Source organism: Acinetobacter terrae (assembly GCF_002135195.1).
In the GTDB taxonomy this organism is placed as follows: domain Bacteria; phylum Pseudomonadota; class Gammaproteobacteria; order Pseudomonadales; family Moraxellaceae; genus Acinetobacter; species Acinetobacter terrae.
Window position 1 is genome coordinate 1 of the sequence record NZ_NEGF01000016.1, and the last position, 26,181, is coordinate 26,181.

Annotated in this window: 28 protein-coding genes; 11 read left to right on the plus strand and 17 right to left on the minus strand. The window is 39.7% G+C overall.

Features of this window, described 5'->3' with window-relative positions:
- Nucleotides 1–331 precede the first annotated feature (331 nt).
- From B9T23_RS14790 to B9T23_RS14800, 3 genes are read right to left on the minus strand one after another with little or no spacing between them, the layout of a single operon-like run.
- The gene (locus B9T23_RS14790) at nucleotides 332–1,405 is read right to left on the minus strand and encodes a DUF6670 family protein (RefSeq protein WP_086194634.1); all 1,074 of its coding nucleotides are present in this window, start codon (nucleotides 1,403–1,405) and stop codon (nucleotides 332–334) included.
- A gap of 39 nt (nucleotides 1,406–1,444) precedes the next feature.
- On the minus strand, nucleotides 1,445–2,272 hold the full coding sequence (pssA, locus tag B9T23_RS14795; protein WP_067723735.1) for a CDP-diacylglycerol--serine O-phosphatidyltransferase: 828 nt from the start codon (nucleotides 2,270–2,272) through the stop codon (nucleotides 1,445–1,447).
- Between the two features lie 45 nt (nucleotides 2,273–2,317).
- A complete protein-coding gene (locus B9T23_RS14800; protein WP_067723736.1) occupies nucleotides 2,318–3,175 on the minus strand; it encodes a 23S rRNA (adenine(2030)-N(6))-methyltransferase RlmJ in 858 nt (285 codons plus the stop codon).
- A 116-nt stretch (nucleotides 3,176–3,291) separates the two neighbouring features.
- On the opposite strand from B9T23_RS14800, the gene B9T23_RS14805 reads away from it, so the two are divergent.
- Both B9T23_RS14805 and B9T23_RS14810 read left to right on the plus strand, forming a co-directional pair.
- Nucleotides 3,292–3,894: a 2OG-Fe(II) oxygenase gene (locus tag B9T23_RS14805; RefSeq protein WP_086194635.1), complete on the plus strand. Its 603-nt coding sequence runs from the start codon at nucleotides 3,292–3,294 to the stop codon at nucleotides 3,892–3,894.
- A 91-nt stretch (nucleotides 3,895–3,985) separates the two neighbouring features.
- Nucleotides 3,986–4,513 (plus strand): hypothetical protein, encoded by a 528-nt coding sequence (locus tag B9T23_RS14810; protein ID WP_086194636.1) that lies wholly within the window; start codon nucleotides 3,986–3,988, stop codon nucleotides 4,511–4,513.
- A 75-nt stretch (nucleotides 4,514–4,588) separates the two neighbouring features.
- On the opposite strand, the gene B9T23_RS14815 is transcribed toward B9T23_RS14810, so the two are convergent.
- From B9T23_RS14815 to B9T23_RS14835, 5 genes are all read right to left on the minus strand, one after another.
- Entirely contained in the window at nucleotides 4,589–4,843 is a 255-nt protein-coding gene (locus B9T23_RS14815; protein WP_067723795.1) for a DUF2789 family protein, read from the minus strand.
- Between the two features lie 124 nt (nucleotides 4,844–4,967).
- On the minus strand, nucleotides 4,968–5,216 hold the full coding sequence (locus B9T23_RS14820) for a DUF2789 family protein (protein WP_086194637.1): 249 nt from the start codon (nucleotides 5,214–5,216) through the stop codon (nucleotides 4,968–4,970).
- A gap of 167 nt (nucleotides 5,217–5,383) precedes the next feature.
- The gene (locus B9T23_RS14825) at nucleotides 5,384–6,370 is read right to left on the minus strand and encodes a malate dehydrogenase (RefSeq protein WP_067723740.1); all 987 of its coding nucleotides are present in this window, start codon (nucleotides 6,368–6,370) and stop codon (nucleotides 5,384–5,386) included.
- A gap of 169 nt (nucleotides 6,371–6,539) precedes the next feature.
- On the minus strand, nucleotides 6,540–7,196 hold the full coding sequence (locus B9T23_RS14830) for a ribonuclease T2 family protein (RefSeq protein WP_086194638.1): 657 nt from the start codon (nucleotides 7,194–7,196) through the stop codon (nucleotides 6,540–6,542).
- Nucleotides 7,197–7,229: 33 nt separating this feature from the next.
- The gene (locus B9T23_RS14835; protein ID WP_407640433.1) at nucleotides 7,230–9,149 is read right to left on the minus strand and encodes a lytic transglycosylase domain-containing protein; all 1,920 of its coding nucleotides are present in this window, start codon (nucleotides 9,147–9,149) and stop codon (nucleotides 7,230–7,232) included.
- Nucleotides 9,150–9,556: 407 nt separating this feature from the next.
- Between B9T23_RS14835 and miaB the strand changes: the two genes are divergently transcribed.
- The 4 genes from miaB to B9T23_RS14855 all read left to right on the plus strand — a co-directional run bounded on the left by miaB (nucleotide 9,557) and on the right by B9T23_RS14855 (nucleotide 13,176).
- Nucleotides 9,557–11,011: a tRNA (N6-isopentenyl adenosine(37)-C2)-methylthiotransferase MiaB gene (gene miaB / locus B9T23_RS14840; RefSeq protein WP_086194640.1), complete on the plus strand. Its 1,455-nt coding sequence runs from the start codon at nucleotides 9,557–9,559 to the stop codon at nucleotides 11,009–11,011.
- 39 nt (nucleotides 11,012–11,050) lie between these two features.
- A complete protein-coding gene (locus B9T23_RS14845) occupies nucleotides 11,051–12,124 on the plus strand; it encodes a PhoH family protein (protein WP_086194641.1) in 1,074 nt (357 codons plus the stop codon).
- A 19-nt stretch (nucleotides 12,125–12,143) separates the two neighbouring features.
- Nucleotides 12,144–12,626, plus strand: a complete 483-nt coding sequence (gene ybeY / locus B9T23_RS14850; protein ID WP_067723745.1) for an rRNA maturation RNase YbeY — start codon at nucleotides 12,144–12,146, stop codon at nucleotides 12,624–12,626.
- 247 nt (nucleotides 12,627–12,873) lie between these two features.
- Nucleotides 12,874–13,176, plus strand: coding sequence for an antibiotic biosynthesis monooxygenase family protein (locus tag B9T23_RS14855; RefSeq protein WP_067723746.1), 303 nt, complete (start codon nucleotides 12,874–12,876; stop codon nucleotides 13,174–13,176).
- A gap of 144 nt (nucleotides 13,177–13,320) precedes the next feature.
- On the opposite strand, the gene B9T23_RS14860 is transcribed toward B9T23_RS14855, so the two are convergent.
- The gene (locus B9T23_RS14860; protein WP_086194642.1) at nucleotides 13,321–14,199 is read right to left on the minus strand and encodes an energy transducer TonB; all 879 of its coding nucleotides are present in this window, start codon (nucleotides 14,197–14,199) and stop codon (nucleotides 13,321–13,323) included.
- Between the two features lie 245 nt (nucleotides 14,200–14,444).
- Between B9T23_RS14860 and B9T23_RS14865 the strand changes: the two genes are divergently transcribed.
- The 3 genes from B9T23_RS14865 to B9T23_RS14875 all read left to right on the plus strand — a co-directional run bounded on the left by B9T23_RS14865 (nucleotide 14,445) and on the right by B9T23_RS14875 (nucleotide 16,668).
- Complete coding sequence (locus tag B9T23_RS14865) at nucleotides 14,445–15,122, plus strand: hypothetical protein (protein WP_067723748.1); 678 nt, start codon at nucleotides 14,445–14,447, stop codon at nucleotides 15,120–15,122.
- A 165-nt stretch (nucleotides 15,123–15,287) separates the two neighbouring features.
- A complete protein-coding gene (locus B9T23_RS14870; protein WP_067723749.1) occupies nucleotides 15,288–16,001 on the plus strand; it encodes a DUF3108 domain-containing protein in 714 nt (237 codons plus the stop codon).
- Between the two features lie 91 nt (nucleotides 16,002–16,092).
- Nucleotides 16,093–16,668, plus strand: a complete 576-nt coding sequence (locus B9T23_RS14875; RefSeq protein WP_067723750.1) for a xanthine phosphoribosyltransferase — start codon at nucleotides 16,093–16,095, stop codon at nucleotides 16,666–16,668.
- Between the two features lie 575 nt (nucleotides 16,669–17,243).
- On the opposite strand, the gene B9T23_RS14880 is transcribed toward B9T23_RS14875, so the two are convergent.
- The 3 genes from B9T23_RS14880 to B9T23_RS17080 all read right to left on the minus strand — a co-directional run bounded on the left by B9T23_RS14880 (nucleotide 17,244) and on the right by B9T23_RS17080 (nucleotide 19,511).
- The gene (locus B9T23_RS14880; RefSeq protein ID WP_067723751.1) at nucleotides 17,244–17,858 is read right to left on the minus strand and encodes a hypothetical protein; all 615 of its coding nucleotides are present in this window, start codon (nucleotides 17,856–17,858) and stop codon (nucleotides 17,244–17,246) included.
- A gap of 85 nt (nucleotides 17,859–17,943) precedes the next feature.
- Nucleotides 17,944–19,137 carry a CsgG/HfaB family protein gene (locus B9T23_RS14885; RefSeq protein ID WP_086194643.1) on the minus strand — a complete coding sequence of 398 codons (1,194 nt, stop codon included), beginning with the start codon at nucleotides 19,135–19,137 and terminating at the stop codon, nucleotides 17,944–17,946.
- On the minus strand, nucleotides 19,131–19,511 hold the full coding sequence (locus B9T23_RS17080) for a hypothetical protein (RefSeq protein WP_067723753.1): 381 nt from the start codon (nucleotides 19,509–19,511) through the stop codon (nucleotides 19,131–19,133). Before B9T23_RS17080 ends, B9T23_RS14885 begins: the two co-directional genes overlap by 7 nt.
- An 846-nt stretch (nucleotides 19,512–20,357) precedes the next feature.
- Between B9T23_RS17080 and B9T23_RS14895 the strand changes: the two genes are divergently transcribed.
- Entirely contained in the window at nucleotides 20,358–20,717 is a 360-nt protein-coding gene (locus B9T23_RS14895) for a hypothetical protein (protein ID WP_086194644.1), read from the plus strand.
- A 134-nt stretch (nucleotides 20,718–20,851) separates the two neighbouring features.
- Here the strand turns inward: B9T23_RS14895 and wrbA are convergent, their stop codons facing one another.
- Entirely contained in the window at nucleotides 20,852–21,451 is a 600-nt protein-coding gene (wrbA, locus tag B9T23_RS14900) for an NAD(P)H:quinone oxidoreductase (protein WP_086194645.1), read from the minus strand.
- Nucleotides 21,452–21,566: 115 nt separating this feature from the next.
- Here wrbA and B9T23_RS14905 point away from each other — a divergent pair, with 115 nt between their 5' ends.
- A complete protein-coding gene (locus B9T23_RS14905; RefSeq protein WP_067723756.1) occupies nucleotides 21,567–22,814 on the plus strand; it encodes a YihY family inner membrane protein in 1,248 nt (415 codons plus the stop codon).
- A gap of 97 nt (nucleotides 22,815–22,911) precedes the next feature.
- Here the strand turns inward: B9T23_RS14905 and yddG are convergent, their stop codons facing one another.
- The 4 genes from yddG to B9T23_RS14925 all read right to left on the minus strand — a co-directional run bounded on the left by yddG (nucleotide 22,912) and on the right by B9T23_RS14925 (nucleotide 26,046).
- Nucleotides 22,912–23,793 (minus strand): aromatic amino acid DMT transporter YddG, encoded by an 882-nt coding sequence (yddG, locus tag B9T23_RS14910; protein ID WP_067723757.1) that lies wholly within the window; start codon nucleotides 23,791–23,793, stop codon nucleotides 22,912–22,914.
- Complete coding sequence (locus B9T23_RS14915; protein WP_214645732.1) at nucleotides 23,790–24,668, minus strand: DMT family transporter; 879 nt, start codon at nucleotides 24,666–24,668, stop codon at nucleotides 23,790–23,792. Before B9T23_RS14915 ends, yddG begins: the two co-directional genes overlap by 4 nt.
- Nucleotides 24,669–24,865: 197 nt before the next feature.
- Nucleotides 24,866–25,507 (minus strand): fumarylacetoacetate hydrolase family protein, encoded by a 642-nt coding sequence (locus B9T23_RS14920; RefSeq protein WP_086194646.1) that lies wholly within the window; start codon nucleotides 25,505–25,507, stop codon nucleotides 24,866–24,868.
- 41 nt (nucleotides 25,508–25,548) lie between these two features.
- Complete coding sequence (locus B9T23_RS14925) at nucleotides 25,549–26,046, minus strand: YcxB family protein (protein WP_067723760.1); 498 nt, start codon at nucleotides 26,044–26,046, stop codon at nucleotides 25,549–25,551.
- Nucleotides 26,047–26,181: the final 135 nt, after the last annotated feature.

Here is a 26,181-nt window from a genome sequence, read left to right on the forward strand (position 1 = left end):
CGATCGATCAACCGGTAAAAATCCACACAAGTTGTTCTTCATAATCTCTTAATGATCTTCTTGCTACTTCGTCAGCAGCAAGCTAGGTCGGCTATATTACTCTCTATTGAAAGAAAGTCAACAGGTTTTATTGATTAATTTTCAACTTCCTCAAGACTTTCAGATTCAAACCTTTTAGGCTAAATCCTTGTTTCTCAACAAGTTTTAATCAACATCACCGCCGATGGATGTGCATTCTACAGTATTTCAGGCCAGGCGCAACCCCTTTTCCGCTTTATTTTAGAAATAATGCTGCGACTGTTTATTTATTCTACAGAATAAAGGGTTTTTCTTATTTTTTGCACGCAAAAGGTACTGTATTGACCAATTCATCACGCATTTTTTCTTCTTTATCTTTTTCCTGCCAGTTCAATGAACGACAATCGATATATTCGCAGTAGCCACTTTCGCCCATTTCTTCATGATGATTAATTTTGATTTGATATTTAAAGCTACCTACATAGCCAGCAGCCAAACCAAATTTAAAATCTCCGCGACTTTGTGCCTGAACTGAAATACAGGTGCCATCTTTTCCTTCATAGCCCCATTCAAATTCACGCGGCAAATACATGTATTGTCCATTCGGCGTTTTTACCTTCGGATAAACACGATGGACTTTAAAACGCACATTATGGTCGAACATTTGTGCCACGCCCGTCTTGGCATCGCGTAAATACAAACGTGATTGCACAATGCTATTAAAAGGGTCACGAATTTGCGCTAACAACAGCTGACGATTATTTTCCAGATTAATAATTTGATAAGTAAAAAATGCGAGTGGCAAATAGGAAAAGTTAATCGAACGTGCATATTCGAAACAGCCCATTTGCTGAATTTCAAATTTCTGCCCTTTATAGATAATCTGACCTTCACATTGACATAATGCGGACCAGTGATCTGCCAAGCCCATACGTAACTTGGTAAAATAAGAAATAATATTACTGGTGGTCACCGATAAATCAAAACTTAGCTCTTTATCTTCACGCTGAATCCGAAAATGCGGAAAACTTCCTGAAATTAATTCCCGATCTGCAAATTTGAAATATTCTTTTTTAAACTGGCATTCTTTTTCAACAGAATAGGAATTTAATTGTCCCCTCATATGTGGACTGACACTGGCAATAGTAGTCGCTGTATCTAAAGCAGTGGAATGAATTGCACTTTCATTGCGAAGCATGGGGACATTGGGCTGACCAATCACACTCAGAAAGTTTAAGTAATGTAATGGCGCAGGCAAATTCGGAATCATCAAGCCTTGATGAATAATTTTATATCGCCCTTTTTGCGCATGATAAGCCAACTGCGCCTGAGATGGAGCCTGATTGAGTTGTTTAGACTGATCAAATAAATCTTGAAACAACTGCATATCATGCTCCTTTTTATTTTCAGTATAGATGTCTCATTTTTATATCGGGGTGTTTTTTCTGGCCATAAATGTCGTTACGAAACCAGAGAGTGCGTAGATAATAGAAATGACTAAAATACCTACTGGAATATTATAAGTAATCGCGGCAAAGATAAATACAGCGATAGGTAACACCGCAAAAGGCACGCGTTTACGATCAAATGTTTTAAATGAATAATATTTAATATTCGAGATCATCAACAAGCCGACTGCCACAATGAGTACGGCATTGATGATTTGAATACCGACTTCACGCAAATCAAAAATTGCAGGGAAATCACGTCCCACCCAGACCAGGGTGATAATCAAAATGGCGGCCAACGGACTTGCGACACCAATAAAGTAGCGTTTATCGACCACACCAATTTGTACATTAAAGCGGGCTAAGCGGAATGCGGCACATGCGGTATAAACAAAACAACATGCCAGACCGATACGACCTAAATCATGCAAGCTCCAGCTGTACATTAGAATAGCCGGTGCCACACCAAACGCTAACAAGTCGGACAAAGAGTCATATTGTTCACCAAAAGCACTTTGTGCGCCAATCGCGCGAGCAACCCGACCATCTAAACCATCTAACAACGCTGCAAGAAAAATAGCGTAAATCGCTTGGGTGAAATCACCATTCATACTGGCAATGATAGAGTAAAACCCCGACAGCAATGCTGCTGTCGTGATCAGATTCGGCCACAGATAGATGCCACGACGTTTCACCTTTTGTCCCTCATGGGTTTGCTCTTCTTCTTCCACTTCAAAAGTGATGCCATCAAAACCATGTTCATCACGTGTAGAAGATTCACTTTCAGGTTTATTTATACTTGTCATTCTTGTCGATCCTAACTGTAACCGTATCTCTCTTAAAGGTATATCTTATTCGCCAACTAACCAGCGTACAGCGGCATGCCCACCATTTTCACTCATGCGTAAATGCGGGAACAACCATTGTAGTGCTTCATCAGCATCCTGTGAGAATTTCCACGGTGGATTAATCACAAGCAAACCACAACCATTCAAGCCCACTGGGGTATCGTCTGGCCATACACAAATTTCACACACCAATTGACGGCGAATACCGGTTTTCATCATTTTCTTTTCAAAACGATCAATCATGGCGCGGTCTTTAATTGGATACCAAACTGCAAAACAACCTGTAGGCCATTTTTTATGTGCAGTCGCCAACAATTCTACCAATTGAGGGAAATCTTTACGTTCTAATTCGTAAGGAGGATCGATCATCACCAAACCGCGTTTTTCTTTCGGTGGGATAACCCCTAACAAACCTTCATAAGCATCACGTTGATGCAGACCTGCACGGCGATCACGAATATTGAAATACAATTCTTGAAAAACTTCTTTTTGCATTTCGAAAATTGTCGCTTTATCAATATCGCGCATCCCTTCTAGTGCAAACCAAGGTGAACCTGGATAAGCACCCTTGCCTGAACCGGCACGCATATCTTCAACGATTTTAAGATATTGCTTCACACCTTCAGGGGCATTACGGATAATTGAATCATCAAGCTTTACTAAACGATGAATACCGTTTAAAAACTCACCCGATTTTTGTGCAGCAGCTGTAGATAAATCATATTTACCTGCACCACCATGCGTATCGATATAACGATATGGTTTATCTTTGGCATTTAAACGTGTTAAAAGTTGGAGCAATAACACATGCTTCATAACATCGGCAAAGTTGCCTGCATGGAAATGGTGACGGTAATTCATGTTTCTTTAATTCCTATAATCAACGGACATTTTAGCATGAAAAAATGTTTCATTCCGAAGGATATCTTGCTCTAGAATACGCCACCTTTCTCCAGATTGTATTTGAGTATCTGTGTATGGATGCAATTCACCTCCCAAAGTCATGGAATGTTGATCAAATTGTTGAAGATTTAGATCAACAGGGTTTTACAATCATTGACAATACCTACCCTCAAGACTATGTACTTGCTTTAGCTGAAGAATGCACTTCCAATTTAAACCGTTTTCGCGATGCAGCCATTCAAAGTGGCGTGATCAGCAAAATCCGCAGTGATCATATTCTATGGATTAGCGACGAACTAGAAATTGCACAACATCACATTGAAACCCTTAAAGAAATCTCTCAATTATTAAATCAAATTTTTTATTTAGGCATAAAAGAAGTCGAAGCACATTTTGCCTGCTATAACGCGGGAGAATATTACGCTTTGCATCGCGACAATCCACAGGGGAAAAATGGTCGTATTATTTCTACGGTTTATTATTTACATGAAGATTGGCAAGATGGCTGGGGCGGAGAATTGCATCTAGAGGATAAAAATGGACAATGGCATACCATTCAACCCAAACCGAATCGTATTGCGATGTTCCAAAGCGATTTATTGCATGAAGTGATTAAAGCCAAGCATCAACGCTTGTCGATTACCGCATGGTTACGTAGTGGTAATGTCTTGTTCTAATTGTTTATTATAAAAGCAGGATGCTGCATTTGCCTTTAAATTCCTGGTTTTACCCCTATATACTGATTATTCATCAATGAGGTATTGGCTAATGTTTGAAAATACAAAAAAAATTATCGAGCGTATCGGTGAGACGGATCAATTGTATTTGGAAAACAATACGCCTGATCTCGCCTTAGAACGTGCTGATTTGCGTTTACAACTGGTGGTTATAAGCAATTTACGTCAAGAACAGATTCATTTTCTACAAGAAGCCGTGGTTCTGTTAGAACAGGCACGGATTGAATATGAAGAAATGCCGATGCGTACGTATTTGAATCTGTCTTTACATCTGGCTAAGGCCTATATGCTTTATTTCGAAATCACCAAGGAAGAGCGTTTTGCTTTAATTACCCAGCAGATTTTAAAACCCCTATCGCAACATGAACATAGTGATATCTATTTTTTCCTTGCCTATGCATCGGTTTCTAAAAATCAAATTGCTTTAACTCGACATTGGTTAACTAAATACAGTAAATCTGTAGACTTTGATTTAGAACTATTACAACAGCATCCTTCGTTTAAGGTAGTACGTAAAGAAATCTGGTTTGTGAAACTGCTGCAAAGCAAATTGCACTAATTGCAGAAAATAAAAAACTCTCCTAAATGGAGAGTTTTTTATATGTACATGCTCTTTAAAAAATTTATTCTAACTTTAAGCCATTTGTAATTTATTGGCATTCAGATGCAGTTGCTGATTAAGCTCATCAATCCAGATGACCCACTCATCCGCATCTTCGACCAAATAACGAATCAGAAATTCACGCTGAGACTTATTCCAGAAAGGTGCATCGTGCAAATTTTGATTTGCAGGTAATTGATGGGTACGTATAAAAAGCTCAATGGCTGCAGGGCTATTAGCCAATCCCAACTGCGAAAACAATAATTCTAAGGATGGTTTATTACTCATCATCTTTGCAAACTCCTTATTCGTTAAATTGTCATTTATTATTCAATTAACTTATAAGAAATATCAGAAAAATAATAGTCATCACTTTAATTATGTTGTTTCAATTTGTGATTAAAAATTTATCTTATTTATTTGGCTGATATTCAGTATGTAATTGCTCATTTAAGATATCCACCACCATTGCCCATTCATCATCTTTTTTCCAATGACTGATCAGAAAATCATGCTGTGCTGGCGTCCAGAATGGAGCGTGATGCAAAGCCACATCCATCGTCAATTGATGTGTTTCTATAAACTGATCGATTGCTTCTTGGCTCGCATCGAGACCCAATTGTTCAAACAAGAGTTCTAATGTGGGTTGCTGATCAAACATGTCATTCTCCTTAAGCCATTATTATTAGCCTTTAAATTAGACTGAAATGCCTAAAAATTCAGTTGTTACTGCATCACAGCTTGTTATTTTTTGTTCAACAGGAAATTTCAAGCATAAAAAAAGCACCCCAAATGGAGTGCTTTTTTAACTTAATCTAGAAGATTAAATTATTTAAGCATGTCAGCAATTGCTGCGCGCTCTTCTTCAAGTTCGTTCAACGTGAAGTTGATACGTTCACGGCTGAATTCGTCGATTTCAAGACCTTGAACGATTTTGTATTCGCCATTTTCAGTCGTTACAGGGAAACCGAACATCACGCCTTCAGGAATACCATAAGAACCGTCAGAAGGAATACCCATCGTTACCCATTCGCCGTTTGTGCCAAGAGCCCAATCGCGCATATGGTCGATTGCAGCGTTAGCAGCAGAAGCAGCAGAAGACAAACCACGTGCTTCGATGATCGCAGCACCACGTTTACCAACAGTAGGAAGGAATACGTTAGCATTCCATTCTTGGTCATTGATCATGTCTTTAACGCTTTCACCGTTGATTGTTGCAAAACGGTAGTCAGCATACATTGTTGGAGAGTGGTTACCCCAAACTGTAAGGTTTTTGATGTCTTTAACCGCTTTACCAGTTTTAGCAGCAATTTGAGATGCAGCACGGTTGTGGTCAAGACGTAACATTGCAGTGAAGTTTTTCGCTGGAAGATCTGGAGCAGATTTCATAGCGATGTAAGCATTCGTGTTTGCAGGGTTACCTACAACAAGTACTTTAACGTCACGGCTAGCAACTTCGTTTAGTGCTTGACCTTGACCGATGAAGATTTCACCGTTCACTTTCAACAAGTCAGCACGTTCCATACCAGGACCACGTGGACGTGAACCAACTAAAAGAGCGTAGTCAGCATCTTTGAATGCAACTTTTGGATCATCAGTACCGATCATGTCTTCTAAAAGAGGAAATGCGCAGTCTTGAAGTTCCATCATCACGCCTTTAAGCGCTTGTTGAGCTTTCTCAAAAGGAACTTCTAACAATTGTAAAATAACCGGTTGATCTTTACCTAGCATCTCGCCGCTTGCGATACGGAATAGTAAGCTATAACCAATTTGACCTGCAGCACCAGTAACGGCAACACGAACGGCTTGCTTCATCTAATTATCTCCAATTGAGGATAGTCAATGCGATTAAATAGTTAGTCCATTTAATCTAATAATCATAAACGCCCAAGATTGTACTCCAATCATTGGACTGATGCATGCAAAAGAGATAGAACTTCAACAAAAGTCTGATAGGAAATACAAATAAAATATGGCAAAAAACTTAGTAAGAACCTTTTATGGTGAAGGAATTCGGACAATTCGTTTCAACTGTTGTTGAACACTGTTTGTACTGCCCATTAGGTTTATAACAAAGTTTGACCTCTGTCAAAATGGGCGTTCCATTCACAGACGCACAATTAAACTTAATCGCACTCACGGGCATAGCTGGATTTAAACGTAAAAACTGTAAGCGAAGGTTGGTCACATGCATGGTCCGATTTTCGGGACTGGTGAGTTCAGTCGGTATTTTTAGACGTTCTGCATAATTAATTACAGTACGAAAATATTGACTTGCATTCATTGGCACACAACCACCAATCGCCTGCCAGAGTTGAACTCGCGCACCTTCATCCGGCATAACGCGTGCCACCACTTTCGCTTGTAAGGGTGATAAGGCTGCTGAAGCTGCCGTTTTACACTCGGGTTCTGAAGTTTCGGGCAATAAACCTGAAATATTAAGAGCATAGCCTTCTAAACATTTTCGTTTTTTTGATTTTTGATTATCCAACATACACACCGCAGGCGTCATTTGTACCACCATCACATACCCTTGCACTGGCGCTGCAAAAATATGAGATGAAGACAGCCCCAGTCCTGCACCGCTCATGACGAACAGTGCCAACCTGGCTAAAACTGGCGTGTAGTCAAAAAAAATCATTAATAACCCAAACCCCATCAACAAAATTAAAATTTAAGGATTTATTCTCAATGGAATGATATTCATTCTTTTTTCAATAGATTGTGCACCTTGTCCAAGCAACACCCCATAATGAGTCGCATTGGTCATCACATGTTTTACATAATCACGTGTTTCCGTGAGTGGAATGGTTTCGGTATATTGATCCGCGGCAATAGACTGCGAATCGGGTTGCCAACGACGTGCCCGGTTTGGCCCTGCGTTATAACCTGCTGTGGCCAGAACAGGACTACTGCTCAATTGGCTCTGAATCATGGATAAATAGAAAGTGCCATAACGAATATTGGTATTCATATCAGATAGTGCAGCCGGGTTGTAGGTTTCGCCCATCTGACGTGCCACCAGTTTTGCGGTATCCGGCATAATCTGCATCAGACCACCTGCGCCCACATGTGAACGCGCACTGGTATTAAAACGACTTTCTTGGCGCATCAGTCCATACGCCCATGCAGGATCGATACCTGCATTACGACTATGGCTCACCACATAATTCTGATGTGGCATGGCATAACGATATGAGTAATTATGTTTATTTTCAGTGCGATCGGCAGCATAGATTGCTCGGTCATACCAACCCATATCCGTAGCACGTTTCGCTGCGGCAAGCAGTAAGCCATCATCCTGTTTTAAATAGGCCTGACGTACCGCCCAGTTCCATTCGCGATTAATATAATTATCGGGTGCATTGACACGGCGTAACGCAAAAGCACGGCTAAAATGAATATCCTGGCTTAAGCGCTGCACATCACTATTGGAGGGTTGAACATTATTCGGAATATTGTTGTAACTTTGCCCCAGTTTATCTTTGGCCAATAAGTTATGATAATCATCACCTTGTGCCAATTTTTTAAAGATTTCCTGTGCAGTTCGTTTAGAGCTTGCATCTCCGCGCTGCTCTGATGCACGTGCCAGCCAATATTGCCAACGATCTTCTTGTTTTTGCGTCACGCTCATTGCATCAATGGCACGAATTAAACTTTCCCAACTACTAAAACGAATGGCTTGGCGAGCATAAATTTCCGCTTCTTCTGAACTGAATGGCAACCCATAACTGGCATCCAGATAATTCAGCACTTCACGATTGAAGTTGTTTTTCATCACCGTGGTGCCGCCAATATAACCCACAGCACGATATAACGCTTTTTGCACTTGTAGCGGTGTGCCTTGCGCAGCGTTTTGCACTGAAGATATTGCAGTATTCAAATCACTGTCTGCTAAACGCCCCATCGCAAAAACTAAATAGGCATGATCAGCAGTTGATGCCTTAGGCGCAGACCATAAGTAATTTAGAGGATTGGCTTGAATTTGATTGAGTTGCGCGAGCGACAAACTCATGCCTAAAGTCTGTGCTGTAGCCAAAGCCTGACCGGATTGACCTGCGCGAAGCTGTCCCCATAGACGTTGCTGTCTATCCTGCTCGGTCATGAGTGGACTGGAAAGCATCATGCGTCCCAAACCGGTACATGATTCAGGTTGTGAATTGGTGGTGAGCCAAACATCTTTATATTCAGCAAAAACCAGCGGATCGCCCGACTTTGCTCGAACTTGTGCCACTGCACAACTTTCGGCCTGATCCGGATTGGTGACATACTGCAAAACCGGTTGGGCGGTTGCAAAATCGGCTTGTTTTACTTTTTCTTCGACATAATCTGCTGCCAATTTTTCGGCCATAGCGGATTGCGGATAGCGCTGTGCGAAATTAACAATATTACTGGAAGGTTGTGCAGATAAATTCGCGTTCAGTGACCAATATTCAGGGTAATAACCCAGCACATCATTTTGCATAGAGGCTTGGTATTGTTGTAATAATCCAGTATTTCCTGCATTAGCAGCTTGTAAAGCAGCATTAAATTGTTCATCTGCTGCATGGGTAACAGAAACGAAACCCGTTGATGCCAAACTTAAAGCAAGCATTTTATAATATTTTTTATTGATTACCCGATTAAACATATGCTTACCTTCTGTCATTTAGTGTTGCCTTGGTCGCACCTAATCATTTTTAAGTAGTTTAATTATTATTAAACTACTCTACTGTTCTGTTATGTAACCTTATGATTAGACAATATTAATTTTCAATCATTTTTACTCCATAAATCAATCTTATTGTCGGTTTATTTATATCTATAAGTTTAGCCGCTATTCCTGCTAAAATATGCGCCTTTCTTCTATTCAAATCACAATTTCAAAAGATTAAGCCAGCAGACTCTTCTTGAATAATTTTCAATTAACGATTGAAATAAAAAGAGGAAAACTGCTAGCCCTACCCAAAATATGGGAAATCTAAAATTGTGATTTCTTCAATTTATCCTTTAGGAGCCTACATGACGGTTCAAACCTTCATTCCAAATAGTGCCCAAGCTGCTTCAGAAAACACTGTTACCCAGCCACAGCACACCCCAGCCGACGGATCAGTGAAAAAACTGTATATCGAAACGCAAGGGTGTCAGATGAATGAGTATGACAGTCATCGTATGGCAGACCTGTTGGGCGACTCACACGGTTATGTGTTAACGACTGATCCGAAAGAAGCCGATATTCTGCTAATGAATACCTGTTCGATTCGTGAAAAAGCCCAAGAAAAAGTGTTCTCTGAACTCGGTCGCTGGCGCAAACTGAAAGAAAAAAATCCTGACCTGGTGATTGGTGTTGGCGGTTGTGTAGCTTCGCAAGAAGGTGACAACATTCAAAAACGTGCACCCTATGTCGATATGGTTTTTGGTCCACAAACCTTGCACCGTTTGCCACAAATGCTGGATCAGCATAGCGATCAAATTGAAAAACCAAAGAAAGATAAAATCAAGCTGGTGGATATTTCTTTCCCAGACATCGAAAAATTTGACTTTTTACCTGAGCCGCGCGTTGAAGGTTACAAAGCTTTTGTTTCGATTATGGAAGGCTGTTCAAAATACTGTTCTTTCTGCGTGGTGCCTTATACCCGTGGTGAGGAAGTTTCACGTCCTTTAGATGACGTACTTGCTGAAATTGCAGGTTTGGCTGAAAAAGGCGTGCGTGAAATTTCGCTACTCGGTCAAAACGTCAATGGCTACCGTGGTGAAACGTTTGAAGGCAATATCTGTACTTTCGCCGATTTACTGCGTTTAGTCGCTGAAATCCCGGGGATTGGTCGTTTGCGTTATACCACTTCACATCCGCTTGAATTTAATGATGACTTGATTCAATGCTACCGTGATTTACCACAAATGGTTTCACATCTGCATTTGCCGGTACAAAGTGGTTCAAACGATGTATTGAAAGCGATGAAACGTAACCACACCATCGATGTCTATATCGAGAAGATTAAAAATTTACGTGCAGTCCGCCCTGATATGCATTTATCTTCAGACTTTATTATTGGCTTCCCGGGTGAAACTGATAAACATTTTGAAGAAACCTATCAATTCATCAAAGATTTGGATTTCGACCATTCATATAGCTTTATCTATTCAAAACGTCCGGGTACGCCAGCATCTGAATTGCCAGACAGTACTCCTGAAGATGTGAAAAAAGAACGTCTTGGCAAAGTACAAAAATGGATCAAGCGTTCAAGCATTGATAAAACAGATGCCATGCTTGGAACAATTCAACGTGTTCTTATTGAAAAAGTTTCCGACAAGGATCCAAACCTGTTGGTGGGTACTGCCGATAACACCCGTTATGTATCCTTCATTGGTGATCCGGCTTGGGTTGGGCGTTTTGCAGAGATTGAGATTACCGAAATTAAAACTTTGAATTTTGTTTACGGTGAGCTATTGAATCTTGAGCCTGACGTGGCGTAATGTAAGGTGATCAGTAAGATCATTTTATAAGGAATTCTCTTGACTGCAGCGATTCGACGTACAGTAAATTTTCCTGGTGTTTCAATGGAGCGTTTAAAAGGCATGCTTGGTGCTTATAACGGTCACTTGAAACAAATCGAACAACGTTTAGATGTCCAAATTTCCCATCGAGGTGATGTATTTTTCATCGATGGGGAACTCGATGCAGTAGAGAGAGCCGAAACCCTCTTGATGCGTCTGTATGAAGAAACTGAAATTACCCAGCAAATTAGTGCTGACACCTTGCATCTGATGATTCAAGGTAGTCAGACGGATCGTGAATTACAGATTGATCCAGATCAGGAACATACCGGTCTGGATGATGTCTGGTTACAAACCCGTAAAGGTCGCATTAATCCGCGTGGCGCGAATCAAAAACGCTATGTACAACGTATTTTACAAAGTGATATTTCATTTGGTATTGGTCCTGCCGGTACAGGTAAAACTTACCTTGCTGTGGCAGCGGCAGTCGACATGCTGGAACGCAATGAAATTCAGCGTATTCTGCTGGTTCGTCCTGCGGTAGAAGCCGGTGAAAAACTCGGCTTTTTACCGGGTGATTTAAGCCAGAAAATCGATCCATATTTGCGCCCGCTTTACGATGCCCTGTATGAAATGCTGGGCTTTGAAAAAGTTGCCAAACTGATTGAACGTCAAGTGATTGAAGTTGCGCCCCTCGCCTATATGCGTGGTCGTACCCTCAATCATTCTTTCGTGATTTTAGATGAAGCGCAAAACACCACACCTGAACAGATGAAAATGTTTCTGACCCGTTTAGGTTTTGGTTCACGCGCGGTGATTACCGGTGACATTACGCAGGTCGATTTACCGCGTGGTCACCAATCTGGTCTAGCGCATTGTTTACGTGTACTTGAGCCAATTGCTGAAATTCATATCACTCGTTTCCATTCTCGTGACGTGGTTCGTCATCAGCTGGTACAAAAAATTGTCGAAGCGTATGAAGGATGGGACAGTGAACAACACCGTCTTAGTGCTGAAGCACGTGCAGAACGCAAAGCGCGTCAGGAAGCCTTGATTGCTGAAAATAATGCGGCTGCCGATGCCCAAGACTAAGATCATTTAAGGATTCATTTTGAAACTTAGTCTCTCGCTCCAACAAGACTTTCAAGCTCCAGAGCTTGTGCTGAAACGTGCTTATATCAAGAAAGTGATTGAAACAGCACTTCGTTATATCGATGTCGATCAAGATTGCGAAATCGGGATTGCCTGTGTTGATAATGACGAAAGTCATAAATTGAATTTGGAATATCGCCAAAAAGACAAACCGACCAATGTGTTGTCTTTCCCCAGTGATATTCCAGAAGAAATTTTACCCATGCTTAATGCATGGCCGATGGGTGATTTGGTGATTTGCATTCCTGTGGTTTTGCAAGAAGCCATTGATCAAAGCAAAACTCCAATTGAGCATTTCACCCATATGCTGGTTCATGGTGTATTGCACTTAATGGGCTATGACCATGAAACTTCAGAAGCAGATGCTGAAGAAATGGAAGCTTTGGAAATTAAAATTTTGGCAAAGTTGGGATTTGATAATCCTTATACAGAGCAAGACTAAAACCCATTCAATAAAAAAGCGGGCTTAGGCTCGCTTTTTTAATGCCTTATATTCTCTCTCCTTTTTAAAGAAGAGGATTAGGGAGAGGATTTATTTCCATACGATTTCTACCAATATTCTTATAGAAACATAGAAAACCCCTATTTTTTCATACCTTTTTAAACCAGATTGACTATTCTTTGCTTGCAAAAGAAACATCGTCTCCCTTATAAAAGAGCAACCTCAATAAAATAAAAAATAATACAGAATGAAATACATTGTAATTTTTAAAGCAAAAATAAATGTTTTAGATGATGAATATTCTAGAACAGCCCAACTTTTACGTGAAAAAGCACTTACACAATTCAATTGCCAAAAATTTGAAGCGATCACCGAAAATGACTTTGAGATTGCACTGTCATATTGGAACTCTTTAGAAGATATTCAAACTTGGCATAAAGATGCAGAACATCAAGTTGCGCAGCGTTTAGGCAAAGAAAAATGGTATAAAAGTTTTAGTGTTGAAATTTGTGAAATTCAGAAAAGTTATACGGACTTAAATGCTAAATGACAATTAATTAGAACAAAATTCATTTATAAATTATTAATCTTCTCATTCCTCTTCAAAAGAGAACTCTATTTTACTTATTCTCCCTCACCCCCCTTGCGGAACAATATTCCTCATCCCATAGGGAGAGGGAGTCTTATTAGATGATTAACGCACTTCAAACTCTGCTTCAGCCGGATCAAAACGCCAGGTTCTGACAATACGCAGTTCTGAAATATCTTTCATGCTTTGATCAAAACCACCAAAGGGTGCCGCTTTACGCACCGAGGTTTTTGCGGCTTCATCCAATAAAGCATGACCGGAACTATCAATCAGGCGAATGGCACGAATCCCGCCATTTCTATTCAAAATCACCATTAAACGAACTTCTCCTGCCAAGCGTTGCACTTTTGCAGCATCGGGATAATAACGGTTACCGTAAAATTCAACTTTTTGACGGAATTTTTCTAAATAAGCGGCTGAAATATCCTGCTTGGCTTGAATACCATCTACAGTTTTAATCTTTTGCTGACGGCTAAAATTTTGCTGACGTTGTAAATATTGCGCTTCCAAACTTGCCACCATCGCGGCTTTAGCTTGGAACTGACTATTCAGCGCTTCCATGGCCTTTTTACGCTGATTCTGTTCAGCTTCCTTTTTCCAGCTTAAAGTCGTCATTAAGACTTTTTCTTCAAAGCTTAATTCACGCTTTTGCTGTAATCGGTCTAAACTTTCTTGTTGTTGCTCACCTGCACTTTGTTCAAGCATCGGTGCTGGCATATCACTCGACATGCGATGTGCTTCGCGGAAGGTTCCAGAGCCTTGCTGATCTGCCTGCGCAAGAAAATCGGCATTTTCAACTTTATCTTTACTCGGGCGTAAAGTCACCGCAATTTCTTTCACTGCTGCATCACTTTCTTCCGGCATTGCAAATTGCAGTGTCAAAATCATTAAATGTAGAATGGCAGCCAAAATAACTGCGCTTGTGAAAATAGGATCTTTCCACCATACATACATTAAAGGTGCAAAACTGATTTTCTTAAGCATCACATTAAACCGACAAAATGTCTGGTCCCCAAACTGCATAAAGCAGTATAAAATAAACACAGTCTTCATTTTTGAATAAAAAACGAGAATTCAATCAACAAGCGAACTGTAGACAATTAAAATCATGAAAATGGTGCAATTAATTTTGCTAAACTGCAAGATTGAATACTTGTATTTTTAATACTTTTCGACAAAATCCATCATCTCTCGAAGCCTAAGAAGATTCACTTGCTAGGATGCCCCATATGCAAACGCTAATATCCAATATCTCGAAACGTATACGTCAAGTGTACCAAAAAGCCGAGGGATTTATTGAAGATGAGCGTGAATTTCCATTATCTCAAGTTTTTCTGAATGCAACGTTCCAGCGTTTTGTGACTGACAATGTCTCTATGTTGAAAGATTTACATGCCGATCTGCATGATGACTGGCTACGCTTATATGCAACGATGGATGTCAAAGGTTTATACATCACCCTTTCAGTCGATTTAAAACTGGTGCAGATGGAGCTGAATAAAGACACCCAGCTTATTGTGTTTGAACAAATCAGTGACACCGAAGTGATTGAAGCAAAATACAAAAATATATTTCAAAAGCTTGCTGTAAAATTTGCTTTATTTTTCTACCAAAAAGTCTTAAATCAAGATCCTTTGGGCATGATTCTGGAAAAGCTCAATGTCATTAAGGTCAAAGATGATTTACTGCATTTAGACCTCAACCGCTGGCTGGGTAAAAAGCGTTCCATCATCGACACTTTAGCCAAAGTCCATGTCAACCATGCGGTTTTACGTGAAGCTGAACTGGTGGTTATGGGCAATGTGAATCTGACTGCGCTATTTAGAAAAATGTCCGAAGAACCGGTGGATGATTGGGATATAGCAGATCTTGCTGAAACTGAAGTCAGTCCGCTTAAACAAAAATAAGCTGAATTTTTTTTCATGATTAAAATCTGTATTTTTAACTGGAAAAAAACTACATAAAGATACAGATTAGACAAAATTTCGAATTTTATCTTCATAATCAAAGCGCATAATAGCAATCAAGCAAAAAAATGCACTTTATTCAAACTTCATAGGAACACTTTACTTATGGCTCACAATGTATTGAAAACAATCGCGTTAGCATCTGGTGTAAGCACTACACTGTTGTTTGCTGGTTTCTCAAGCCAAGCATTTGCCATGAGTCCATTCCAGGCAAGTTATCAATTTAGCTATAATGGCAAAAATATGGGCTCGGCAACGCGTACTTTAAGTAAGTCGGGGAATAACTGGACTTATGTTTTTGCTGCCAAAGCAGGTGCTATTGCTTCTGCAACGGAAACCAGTCATTTTAGCTTAAATGGTAACAATATCATTTCAAACAACTTTAGCCGAAGCAGCAAAATTTTGGTGCACAACAACACCATGAGCATTAAATTTAATCCAAATGCTAAAACCATTAACACCAAGAAAGATGACAAAGCACGTTCTTTTGCTTGGAAATCTGGTGTTCTGGATGAGCTAAATGCTGAATTGCAACTTCGTGAAGACTTAAAAGCTTCAGGCTTAAAATCAAGTTATGCAATTGCCGATGCCAAAGAAGTTGAATCACGTCGCTTTGTAAAACAAGGCACTGAAAAAGTTAAAACCTCTTACGGTACGTTTGACACCATTAAAGTGGTGATGAAACATGACAAACCAAACCGCGATACGATTTTCTGGTTAGCACCTAAACTTGACTATGTTCCAGTGAAAGTTTCTCACCAAGATGGCAAAACATCGTATGGTTTGTTGTTAACAGGCTATAAAGGCTCAATGAATTAATCGATTTGATCAATTTCGCTTGCATTTTTTGAGAGCCTTTTTAAAATACGCTTTTGCTTGAAAAAGCATCTGCCCTTAGAGGAATTCTCCCGTGCACGCACTAGAACAGAAAATCTTAAGTGAAGGTATCGTTCTATCTGATCAAGTTCTGAAAGTTGATGCTTTCTTGAATCATCAAATTGACCCTGTATTGATGCAGCAAATTGGTAAAGAATTTGCTGCTCGTTTTAAAGATGCAGGTATCACGAAGATTATCACCATCGAAGCTTCTGGTATTGCTCCAGCAGTAATGGCAGGTTTAGAACTTGGCGTGCCTGTGATCTTTGCACGTAAATATCAATCTTTAACTTTAAAAGATGATTTATATCGCTCTAAAGTTTTCTCTTTCACCAAACAAATTGAAAGTACCATTGCGATTTCAAACAAGCACATTAACTCTAGCGATAAGGCGTTAGTGATTGATGACTTCTTGGCAAATGGTCAAGCTGCTTTAGGTCTTGCTGATTTAATTCATCAGGCAAAAGCTGAAGTTGTGGGTATTGGTATTGTGATTGAAAAATCTTTCCAGCCTGGCCGCCAATTGTTACTTGATAAGGGTTACCGTGTTGAATCTTTAGCACGCGTTAAATCTTTAGAGAATGGTACTGTTGAATTTGTTCGTGACTGAGTTTCGAAATGAATTTAAAAAGAGCGCTTAGGCGCTCTTTTTTTATATTAATCTTTTAATTCATTAATTAAAATATCTATACGATTAACTATAGCCAAGTCTGACTACACGTTGTTTCCAACTTTCTCATGTACGAACAGATCCCCTCGTATCTTTAAATTGAAACTGACTTAATTCTGATTTTTGACGTGCTAAAGCTACATCTGTTTGAGTGATGATGTGTGTTCTCATAGACGTATGTGCAAATATTTCATTTACTTTTTTCAGAAGCTAGAGGGTTGTTATAAATTACTCCACCCTACTTTTTTACCAAATCCTCAATGGGTTTTATGTATTCCACTTGAGCCCATCTACATTACCCGCTTCAGGATGAGATGTAAGAAAATCTAAAATTCATTGTACTTTTTATCTAATGATCCGATTGAAATGAGCTTCCAGAATAAGTACTACTATGGAATAGATTAATGCCGCTATATGCGATCATTAAATCAACAATTTATATTCATATTATTGTAAGATAAAAAGGTCTAACTATCCGCAAATAGTTAGACCCTGAATCATATTGAAGGGTGGATTTATTTTACGGTCACTGTAATGCTGCCTGTATTCACAGCGCCGATTGCTGAAGTTTTGATGCCGTCAATATGATTCTCGAATCCTCTTGTATTTACAGATGCATCAATAGCGCCAGTATTAATGGCTAAATTCGCTGCGCTGTAATTACTCAGGGTTTCAGAGAATTGATCATAAACGTCGGTATTCAGTGATGCACTGATAGAGCTTTCGAGCTCTGACGACCGTTCAGAACGCCATTCTTCTAAAGTACGCGCCGCACTTCTTTCAGCATCAAGAGTTGCCTCTAATGTCCCCGTACTCACAGCACTCAGGTTACCTTGCTGTAAGCTGATACTTCCTGTGTTCACGGCACCCAGTGCTGAAGTTTCTATCGCAAGTTTATCTCCCACATTATTTAGTGAATTAAAACGCCCCTCTGTGTTGACGGTTGCATCAATATTATTGGTATTAATGGCTAGGTTAAGCGCACTACCATTTGCAGTCCTTTGAGATAAAAGGTTTAGGGTCGATTGCAAACCAGTATCTACAGTTACATTATTATCTTGAGCATTTGCCATAACTGCACTGGACAGGAAGGCGACGGATAAGGCGATTGTTTTGATAGTCTTATTCATAGTTATTTTCCTTTTCTAGTTTTGAAGTACTTCTCGCTAAGTACTTCTTTTTATAATGGGAGCGAGCCCATTTTTTATATATTTTTCAATCACGCTGAGTGGTTGACCAATAATTTTCTACAACCTCTGGGTTGACATCCCACAGCATCGAAGTCTTCTCATTTTCTTTTTCTTTATTGCCTTTCTCTTCATTCATTTTGCTTGAAGAAGATGAGCCTTGTTTCTTGCTGATGTATTTAATCAGGTCTTGTTTGCTCATTTCAGGCTCGCCTTCAGGATTTTGAATCACCTCAGATTCTTTATTTTTAGGCGGCTTGGTATCTTTACTGGGTGAGTTGGTCGATTTATTTTTTTCATTAGATGAACTTGTATTATCTGAGGATGACTCCAGAAGAGATCTACTTGAATCAGCAGTGTTTTGTTTCTGGCTTTCCTTATATTTATACAAGGCAACAGAACTTCTCGTTAAACTTAAGCGGCCAAATTCAGGCGGTATTTCAGTGCGGCAGCTTTCAAATGTTGCTGGCGGGATAACCTGACTGAGCAATTCAAAAGTTGCCAGATTCAACATTTGGCGTAAGGCAAAGTTTGTTGCCTCCCGCTCTCCTTTACCGACCTGAATGTTCAATAAAGTATGGCCAGCGAACCTGCCTGCACTTATGCCGTAATCTTGTGCGGCAATTTGCTTCTGCAGTGAAACATTGGCGACTACTTTACTGCTGCGTGTATCGGTCAGAGATAAATCTAAACCCACCATAATCCGGGTTTGGCTATAATTGGGACCGACACCGCCAATCTGCATGTCCAGACCGCCGCCAGGAATAAAATCCAAACTGTTAATACTGCCTGTCACATAATAATCAGAAGCCTTAATTTGCCTTGGGTCGCGAATTCCCCACTTGGCTTCGCTTTCTATAATACGAGGATCACGCCGGTTCAATAAGCTAACGCCAGCCTGAAATAACGCAGATTGCACCATATCTCCCGCACCTTGGGTCACCATTTTGCCACTGCCGCCATTCGTCACTACATCTTTGCCGGTTTGGTCTAAAATTGCTCCAACAGAGAAATTGACATCATTGCGCAGTTGTCCTTTCAGGCAAGATAAGGCCATATCAAAAGGGGTAAAAATATCGGTAATTGGTGGCCCTTGCACCAGACTGACAGGCTCCTTGTTTGAAAGCGCCATGCCCGTACACCCTGTCAGAAGATGGCTAAAAATGATCATGATGCTCACAGAAGATATTTGTCTTCTATTCAACCGAGGGAAATTCAGCATAGTGACTCTCCCCCTGGTTGGGTGCTTAAGTTAGGGCATTGCTGATTATTTTGAGTGGTATTTGAATTTACAGATCCGTCATTCGCAGTATCATTCGAAATGTCTACACCATTATTTGAACCATTTATATTCACATTACTAGTAGCTGAATTAACTGTACCTATAGAACTTGTCGATGTGCTATTTATTGTGGTTTTTCCTAGTCCAGAATAATAATCTGAATCCATGAGTTCAATCAGATTTGCTTGGACTAAATTCTCATTGGAACGATTACTTGATGCTTTCCAGCGCTGACTCCACTCATCAGATGTTGCATAAGTGTTACTCAGAAAACATAAGCAAAATAAACCCACATTGATCACTGATATTCTCATGATGTTTGCCATCCTTTGAGCTAAGATGTTTATTTATTTTTCGTTTAGTAATATTTAATTAGTAATGTTTAATTTCTATAACAAACATTAAATCACATAAAAAAAACAAAAGGCGAAACGTATCAGGATTTACATGTTTCTTGTTTGTAAAGATAAAACATCTTGTTGTTTTAATTAATAAATTGTTATTTGTTGTTTATTTTTGAATTGTAAGAAATCATAATGTAACAAATTTTAAAATCCATACTTCACATAAATAATCTAACTTAAGTAATATATTTTTCATATTAATAATGGTAAAAATTTTCGAAAATAAAGACTAAACTTGTCAAACCAATTCAGTTTTATGAAGCGGTTAACTTTGATTTTATTAGAGCTTCTATTTTAATGTGAACTAGATAGTGATTTATTAAAAATATAATAAAACAATCACACTTAAGATTATTTATAAGGGAATTCTGATATAAATATGGATTTTTGCGAGCATCGCTTCAGGCTCAGTATGCTTTAACCAAAGGCCCCCGTGTAATTAAGCGTAAAGAGATGACCAGTGAGCATATCTATGTTTTGAATTGTGAACATTCAGAGGGAAATTTTCATCGTTTTAGGGCTCATCATTACCCAAAAATGATTTAAGGAGGGCCAAAGTTAGATGAAGCGTCAAGGTATTTACAACTCAGATAAACTTCTATGACTTTCATTCAGCTAGAATCAAGTTGGTATGAAATGTTCCTAACATCATAAGATAGAGGATACATACCGTTCTTGTTTATTGTTAATGACCTATTATCTTGGAAAAGTACCCATACTCACTTTCTTGCAAGATAAATAAAAGATGAATATTTGATGGAAAAATCTATGCAATGTCCTAAATGCGGATCTTCTGAAGTTGAGAAACGAGATCACGAGAAAAACATCAAGACAATAAGCGGAATCCTTCTTACTTCTGCTGGGGCAACCGCAGGAACAGTCGGTGGTGCGGCAACTGGCGCATCAACTGGGGCAGCAATTGGCGCTGTCGCTGGGCCATTAGGTGTTATTTTCGGTGGAACCGTAGGGACTTTTGTAGGTGCAATTGCCGCTGGTGTCACTGGCGGTATGTTAGGTAATATCTTCGGGAAAAAAGCCGGTGTGATTATCGATAAAAATGTGTTCTTAGATTATAAATGTTTAAAGTGCAATCATCGTTTTAAAGAAAAAGTATAACGATTCAACGCTTAAATTTTATCCTGTAATTTAAAAAGACCATTCATTTTAGAATGGTCTTTTTATTTTTTATATATCGATAGAAATTCTATTTAGAAAGTCACCTATTTAAGCTCCCTTTCCACTTTAGAAAATTATGAATTTGCTTGTAATTTTTTAACCACATCACCCAAGCGTTTGCCCTGCTCTTCACACAGGACTTTTTCATCTTGGCTTAAACCCAAATCATGACGTGGACCACTGACATGACTTGCACCATACGGCGTACCACCCGATTTAGTATTGGATAACGCTGGATTGGCATTCGGTAGCCCCATAATCATCATGCCATGATGGAACAATGGTGGAAGCATGGTCAGCAAGGTACTTTCCTGTCCGCCATGCATAGAACCCGATGAGGTAAATACACAGGCAGGTTTTTGATGTAAAGCTCCATTTAACCAAAGACTTGTGGTCTGGTCCCAAAAATACTTCATCTCAGATGCCATATTGCCAAAACGTGTTGGCGAACCTAAAGCCAAACCTGAACAATTCGCCAAATCATCTAAAGTACAATAAATATCCCCTTCAGCAGGAATACTTGGTTCAGCTTCTTTGACCACTGTCGATAAATTTGGAACAGTACGAATTTTGACCACCATATCTGCAGATTCAATCCCATTGGCAATTAAATGCGCCATTTCTTTAGTCGAACCATATTTGCTGTAATATAAAACAAGGACATAAGACTGCATAATTTTTATAAACGAAGCTAAAAAAGAAAACTATACGGTATTTTTCCCATTTTTTGGTTAAGCTTGGTCATGAAAATTCATAAAGATGATTAAAAAAAATTGAGACTTGATACCTATGTTAGAAAAGTATTTAAAAAAACTTCCTTTTTATAATGAGACTTGGTTTCAGTTTGTTTTATTTGTCATAAGACGTTTTGAAGCAGATCGTTGTCGTGAACAGGCAGGTTCATTAACCTATACCACGTTATTTGCAGTTGTGCCCATGTTGACAGTTTTCTTGGTCATCATTTCTTCCATTAAAGCGCTTGAGCCGGCAAGGCAACAATTACAACAACTGATTTATAGTAATTTCTTACCCAGATCTACGATTGCTTTTGACAAAGCCTTCAATGCCTTTACCGATAAATCCAGCAATCTAACCGTTATTGGGATTTTATTTCTATTTATCACCACGGTGATGATGCTGACCAGTATCGAAACGGTTTTTAATCGCATTTGGCGAGTCCGGGAAACGCGTGGCGGCATTATTGGCTTTATGCGTTATTGGACCATTATTTCACTCGGTCCAATTTTATTAGGTAGTGCATTCGCTATTTCATCTACCGTAGCATCGTTAAATGTGCTGAGCAATAATTTTGCCGGCTACGAGTTAAATGGCGAGTTTATCTTTTGGTGTATTTCCTTTGTCCTGACCATTCTGGGTTTTTTCATTTTAAATTGGACTATTCCTAATCGGACTGTTCCGATCAAGGCGGCTTTGATTGCAGGTACATTTAGTGCGGTGGTATTTGAATTATTAAAGAATCTGTTTGGCGTAATCATGTCCAATTTCACCAGTTATGAAATTGTTTATGGTGCTTTTGCTGCCGTGCCAATTTTCCTGCTATGGATTTTCTTGTCCTGGAACATTGTCTTGTTAGGCGTTGAAATCAGTTATGCGCTGACGGCATTTCATTCAGGCAAAGAACAGAAGCGACATCCTGTGATTATGCTGCTGGATTTATTGGAACTGTTTTATAAAAAACAACTTAAAGGCGAAAGTATCTCTGATGAAGAAGCTTTGGGCATTTTGGGCCGTGGAGAAATTGGACGCTGGCCTTCTTATGTACTGATGCTCGAAAAACAGAACTTAGTTAAACGTACTGACAATGACGAGTTTGTTTTAGCACGCAATTTGGATCAAGTCGATTTCTGGAGTTTCTATACCCAGTTACCCTACCCACTTCCACGCCGTCAAGATATGGGCAATATTCATCCTGACGATGTATGGATGCAAAAACTGGGTCCTGCACTGATTGAAACAGATGACTATCTTTCAGCCAAACTGGCGATTCCCTTATCCAAAATTCTGGAAGAGAAATAGAACGCTCTTTCTCTCACACCACCGAGTGTTGAGGAAATTTATCCAAGATAAAATATCTCTCCTTCCTTCTTAAAAGAGGAAGGGATATGGATAAGGCTTAAATTTCCGCAGTGTTCTTCCAGCAAATCATGGCCCCGAAAGTCACCAAGCATGTCCCGATCCAAAAGGTAAGACTGGGTGTTGCATCCAAAATCAGCATCGACATAAAGGAAGATAAAACAGGCATAAAATAGGTAGCGAGAATCAGCAGCTTGATATTGCCGAACTGTAAACTCTGATTCCAATTGCTATAAGCAATCCCTACCAAACCACCTGTCACTGCAATCAATAGCCACATATTCAGCTGTGGAAAAATAAAAGCCTGATCCATCATAAAATGAATGCACCATAAGGCGATCGCCGTCACCAGAAAAAATAACGGCACCGCATTTTGCCCTTGGGCATATTTTTTGGTCAGTACGCTATAACACGGCCAAAGCAAAGCCCCTAAAAATGCAAAACAATAGGCCATTGGATTTTGTTGCAGTATTTGTAGAAATTGCTCCAGATTCAAAATGTCGGGATTAACCACCAGCAATAACCCAAGGACAGAAACAATAAATCCGACAATCACCGGCCAACGATAATTCAGCTGCTTGGCCAATATTGAAAAGACAATGGTGAGAGGCGGCCACAAATAATTGATCATCGCGATAATCAGCACCTGATCATGATTTTGTGACAAGGCAATCGAAACTAAAAATAGAATTTCATAAGCCACAAATAAAGCGCCACAGCCCCACAAATAAGCTTTCGATATGTGCTGAAAACGCGGCAGCCCATTCAACACTAAAATAGCCATCGCACTAAAACTATAAATCAGCGCAATGGCTGAAACAGGACTTAATGATTCAGTAATCAGTTTAACCACTGCAACCAGACTTGCCCAAATCAAGATGGATGACAAGCCGATCAAGGTGGCTTTATTGAATGCTTTCATGCTTTGCTATTTTTCGGCTTTAACCAGCCCTGTAAACTTACGACCAACACACCCATCATCACCATGACTGTACCGATAATAAAATTCATTTCGATGCTTTCATTCAACAACCACACACCAAACAACATGCCAAACAATGGCGTTAAAAATGAAAATACGCCTAAACGTGAAGCCAAATAGCTTTTCAGCAGCCAGAACCAGATCAGATAACTGGCAAATGAAATAACGATACTATGAAAGATCAAACTGCTAATGGCAAGGCTTGTCCAATGAATGCTGGCTTGTCCCAACACGAAAGTTAAAGGGAACAGGAACACAAAACCACCTGCCAATTGATAGAACAAAGTCTGAGTTGCTGGTGCATCGGAAAGCTTGGTTAAACGGACAGAAATTGTGGTGGCTGCCCAAAGTATGCCTGCCAATAAAGCGAGCAAATCCCCAAATAGCATTTGCGATAGGTCTTGCCCTGAACTGCCATCGCGTCCAACAAATGTCACCACGATGCCTAAAAATGCGATAAAAATACCGCTCCACTGCAAAATGGATAAGCGTTCTGAAGGCAATTTCCAATGCAGACCTAAAGCCACAAAAATAGGTGCGGTATAAAGTAGAACAACGGCATGCGAAGCAGAAGTAAATCGAATGGCTTGAGCAAGCATAAAGAACTCAGCTGCAAATAATAAAGCTACAACTAAACCCGGATACAAATAATCTTTGCTCCATAGTGAGTTCCCTTCCCCAAGCTTGATCAGTGGATAGACCATTAAGGCGGAAAGCCCTGATCGCAAGGCGACTTGCATTAAAGAAGAAATATCGGGAGCTGCCATTTTCAAGACGACTTGTTGCAAGCCCCAAAGAATACACAAGCCAAACATGATGGTAGATGCTCGTACATCCAGTGCCTTGCGTTCTATCACTATTATTCCTTGAAACTTACCGTATTTTTTACGCGTCCAAAGATACGCTAAACCGCTCAACTTTGAAATTGCAGAGAATCTAAAAAAGTATTCAGCGTCATATATATTTTTAAAAAAAAGGACTGCCAAAGCAGTCCTTTTTATTCATTCAAAGCTTAAGCCTGAACAAAGGTTTTCCAGACAAACTCTTGGGTTTGACCTTGTAACGTCATGGTCAGTTGATCGCCTGCTTTTAATGCTGCCACACCTGCAGGTGTACCGGTCATCACCACATCACCTTCTTCTAAAGTGAAGACTTGGCTGATGTCGGCAAGCAAAGTGGCAATATCAAAAATCAGTAAAGAGGTATCACCTTTTTGACGCAGCTCATCATTGACATGCAAGGTGTAATGCACATCTTTCCAGTCTTTGACTTCTGACAGTTCCACCCAGTCTGCCAAGACACATGAATCATCAAATGCTTTGGCACGTTCCCAAGGCTGACCTTTCTTTTTCAGGTCGTCTTGTAAATCACGTAGCGTCAAGTCTAAACCCAAAGTCACTGCGCCCACGGCTTTTAAGGCTTTGGCTAGATCAGTTTCTGCCTTTAAAGTACGGTCTATACGCAAACTCAATTCACACTCATAGTGACAATTGCCCCACGCTGGGTTCCATGAAATGCCTTGTTCTAAACTCGCCAAACTGCTTGGCGGCTTAATGAATAAAACTGGACGATCAGGAATAGCATTTCCTAATTCTTTGGCATGGTCTGCATAGCTACGACCGACACAGACAATTTTAGATGGACGTGTACTCATGATCTTCCCTTTTTTATTTCACTTTTACTGTATTTTAAAGCTTACTTTTTAAATGTATTTTCAAATACGGTCTGATCCGCAGATTGCTCAAAAGCGCGTTTCGGCACAATAATGACGGTACGATTTTTCAATTCAATCATATAGGTCAGCTTACCTGTGGCAAAGTTTTGTACTTCGCTATAGTTGAAAATTTGCTTACGACCATTGGCATAAATTTCTACATAATCTTGAAATAATTCGATGCCCTGTTCACTTTTACCAAACTGGTATTTCACAAATTGACGTTTAAACATCATCGGTAAAAACCAGTAACGCATAATCAATTGTAAAATTAGAAAGAAAGCACCCAGCGCAACATAATAGCGCCCCACGCCATTAAAGCCGAGGTAAAAACCCCAAACAATGATCCCGATACTCACCAACGGGGTAATAAAGCGTGTGAGTTGCTTTTTACCAAAAGTAGCAAGGGCAAAACCATCTTGTGATTCTTCCAGGTTTAAGGAATAACGTAGCGATACAGCGGGCTTGGTCTCTGACATAAGTGATCATCAAATTATTACAACAATTGCGCTAGATATTACACCAGATTCAGCCTTTTCCTTATTGTTTTTGCCAGCCTAAATTACATAAGTTCGCTTCACAATTACTGGGGAATTGATTAAAACATCAGCATA

What these genes read in the sequence shown, in the direction of transcription:
- B9T23_RS14790 (WP_086194634.1), bottom strand. Translation starts at nt 1,405, where the DNA reads ATGCAGTTGTTTCAAGATTTATTTGATCAGTCTAAACAACTCAATCAG.
- pssA (WP_067723735.1), bottom strand. Translation starts at nt 2,272, where the DNA reads ATGACAAGTATAAATAAACCTGAAAGTGAATCTTCTACACGTGATGAA.
- B9T23_RS14800 (WP_067723736.1), bottom strand. Translation starts at nt 3,175, where the DNA reads ATGAATTACCGTCACCATTTCCATGCAGGCAACTTTGCCGATGTTATG.
- B9T23_RS14805 (WP_086194635.1), top strand. Translation starts at nt 3,292, where the DNA reads ATGGATGCAATTCACCTCCCAAAGTCATGGAATGTTGATCAAATTGTT.
- B9T23_RS14810 (WP_086194636.1), top strand. Translation starts at nt 3,986, where the DNA reads ATGTTTGAAAATACAAAAAAAATTATCGAGCGTATCGGTGAGACGGAT.
- B9T23_RS14815 (WP_067723795.1), bottom strand. Translation starts at nt 4,843, where the DNA reads ATGAGTAATAAACCATCCTTAGAATTATTGTTTTCGCAGTTGGGATTG.
- B9T23_RS14820 (WP_086194637.1), bottom strand. Translation starts at nt 5,216, where the DNA reads ATGTTTGATCAGCAACCCACATTAGAACTCTTGTTTGAACAATTGGGT.
- B9T23_RS14825 (WP_067723740.1), bottom strand. Translation starts at nt 6,370, where the DNA reads ATGAAGCAAGCCGTTCGTGTTGCCGTTACTGGTGCTGCAGGTCAAATT.
- B9T23_RS14830 (WP_086194638.1), bottom strand. Translation starts at nt 7,196, where the DNA reads ATGATTTTTTTTGACTACACGCCAGTTTTAGCCAGGTTGGCACTGTTC.
- B9T23_RS14835 (WP_407640433.1), bottom strand. Translation starts at nt 9,149, where the DNA reads ATGCTTGCTTTAAGTTTGGCATCAACGGGTTTCGTTTCTGTTACCCAT.
- miaB (WP_086194640.1), top strand. Translation starts at nt 9,557, where the DNA reads ATGACGGTTCAAACCTTCATTCCAAATAGTGCCCAAGCTGCTTCAGAA.
- B9T23_RS14855 (WP_067723746.1), top strand. Translation starts at nt 12,874, where the DNA reads ATGAAATACATTGTAATTTTTAAAGCAAAAATAAATGTTTTAGATGAT.
- B9T23_RS14860 (WP_086194642.1), bottom strand. Translation starts at nt 14,199, where the DNA reads ATGCTTAAGAAAATCAGTTTTGCACCTTTAATGTATGTATGGTGGAAA.
- B9T23_RS14865 (WP_067723748.1), top strand. Translation starts at nt 14,445, where the DNA reads ATGCAAACGCTAATATCCAATATCTCGAAACGTATACGTCAAGTGTAC.
- B9T23_RS14870 (WP_067723749.1), top strand. Translation starts at nt 15,288, where the DNA reads ATGGCTCACAATGTATTGAAAACAATCGCGTTAGCATCTGGTGTAAGC.
- B9T23_RS14880 (WP_067723751.1), bottom strand. Translation starts at nt 17,858, where the DNA reads ATGAATAAGACTATCAAAACAATCGCCTTATCCGTCGCCTTCCTGTCC.
- B9T23_RS14885 (WP_086194643.1), bottom strand. Translation starts at nt 19,137, where the DNA reads ATGCTGAATTTCCCTCGGTTGAATAGAAGACAAATATCTTCTGTGAGC.
- B9T23_RS17080 (WP_067723753.1), bottom strand. Translation starts at nt 19,511, where the DNA reads ATGAGAATATCAGTGATCAATGTGGGTTTATTTTGCTTATGTTTTCTG.
- B9T23_RS14895 (WP_086194644.1), top strand. Translation starts at nt 20,358, where the DNA reads ATGGAAAAATCTATGCAATGTCCTAAATGCGGATCTTCTGAAGTTGAG.
- wrbA (WP_086194645.1), bottom strand. Translation starts at nt 21,451, where the DNA reads ATGCAGTCTTATGTCCTTGTTTTATATTACAGCAAATATGGTTCGACT.
- B9T23_RS14905 (WP_067723756.1), top strand. Translation starts at nt 21,567, where the DNA reads ATGTTAGAAAAGTATTTAAAAAAACTTCCTTTTTATAATGAGACTTGG.
- yddG (WP_067723757.1), bottom strand. Translation starts at nt 23,793, where the DNA reads ATGAAAGCATTCAATAAAGCCACCTTGATCGGCTTGTCATCCATCTTG.
- B9T23_RS14915 (WP_214645732.1), bottom strand. Translation starts at nt 24,668, where the DNA reads ATGTTTGGCTTGTGTATTCTTTGGGGCTTGCAACAAGTCGTCTTGAAA.
- B9T23_RS14920 (WP_086194646.1), bottom strand. Translation starts at nt 25,507, where the DNA reads ATGAGTACACGTCCATCTAAAATTGTCTGTGTCGGTCGTAGCTATGCA.
- B9T23_RS14925 (WP_067723760.1), bottom strand. Translation starts at nt 26,046, where the DNA reads ATGTCAGAGACCAAGCCCGCTGTATCGCTACGTTATTCCTTAAACCTG.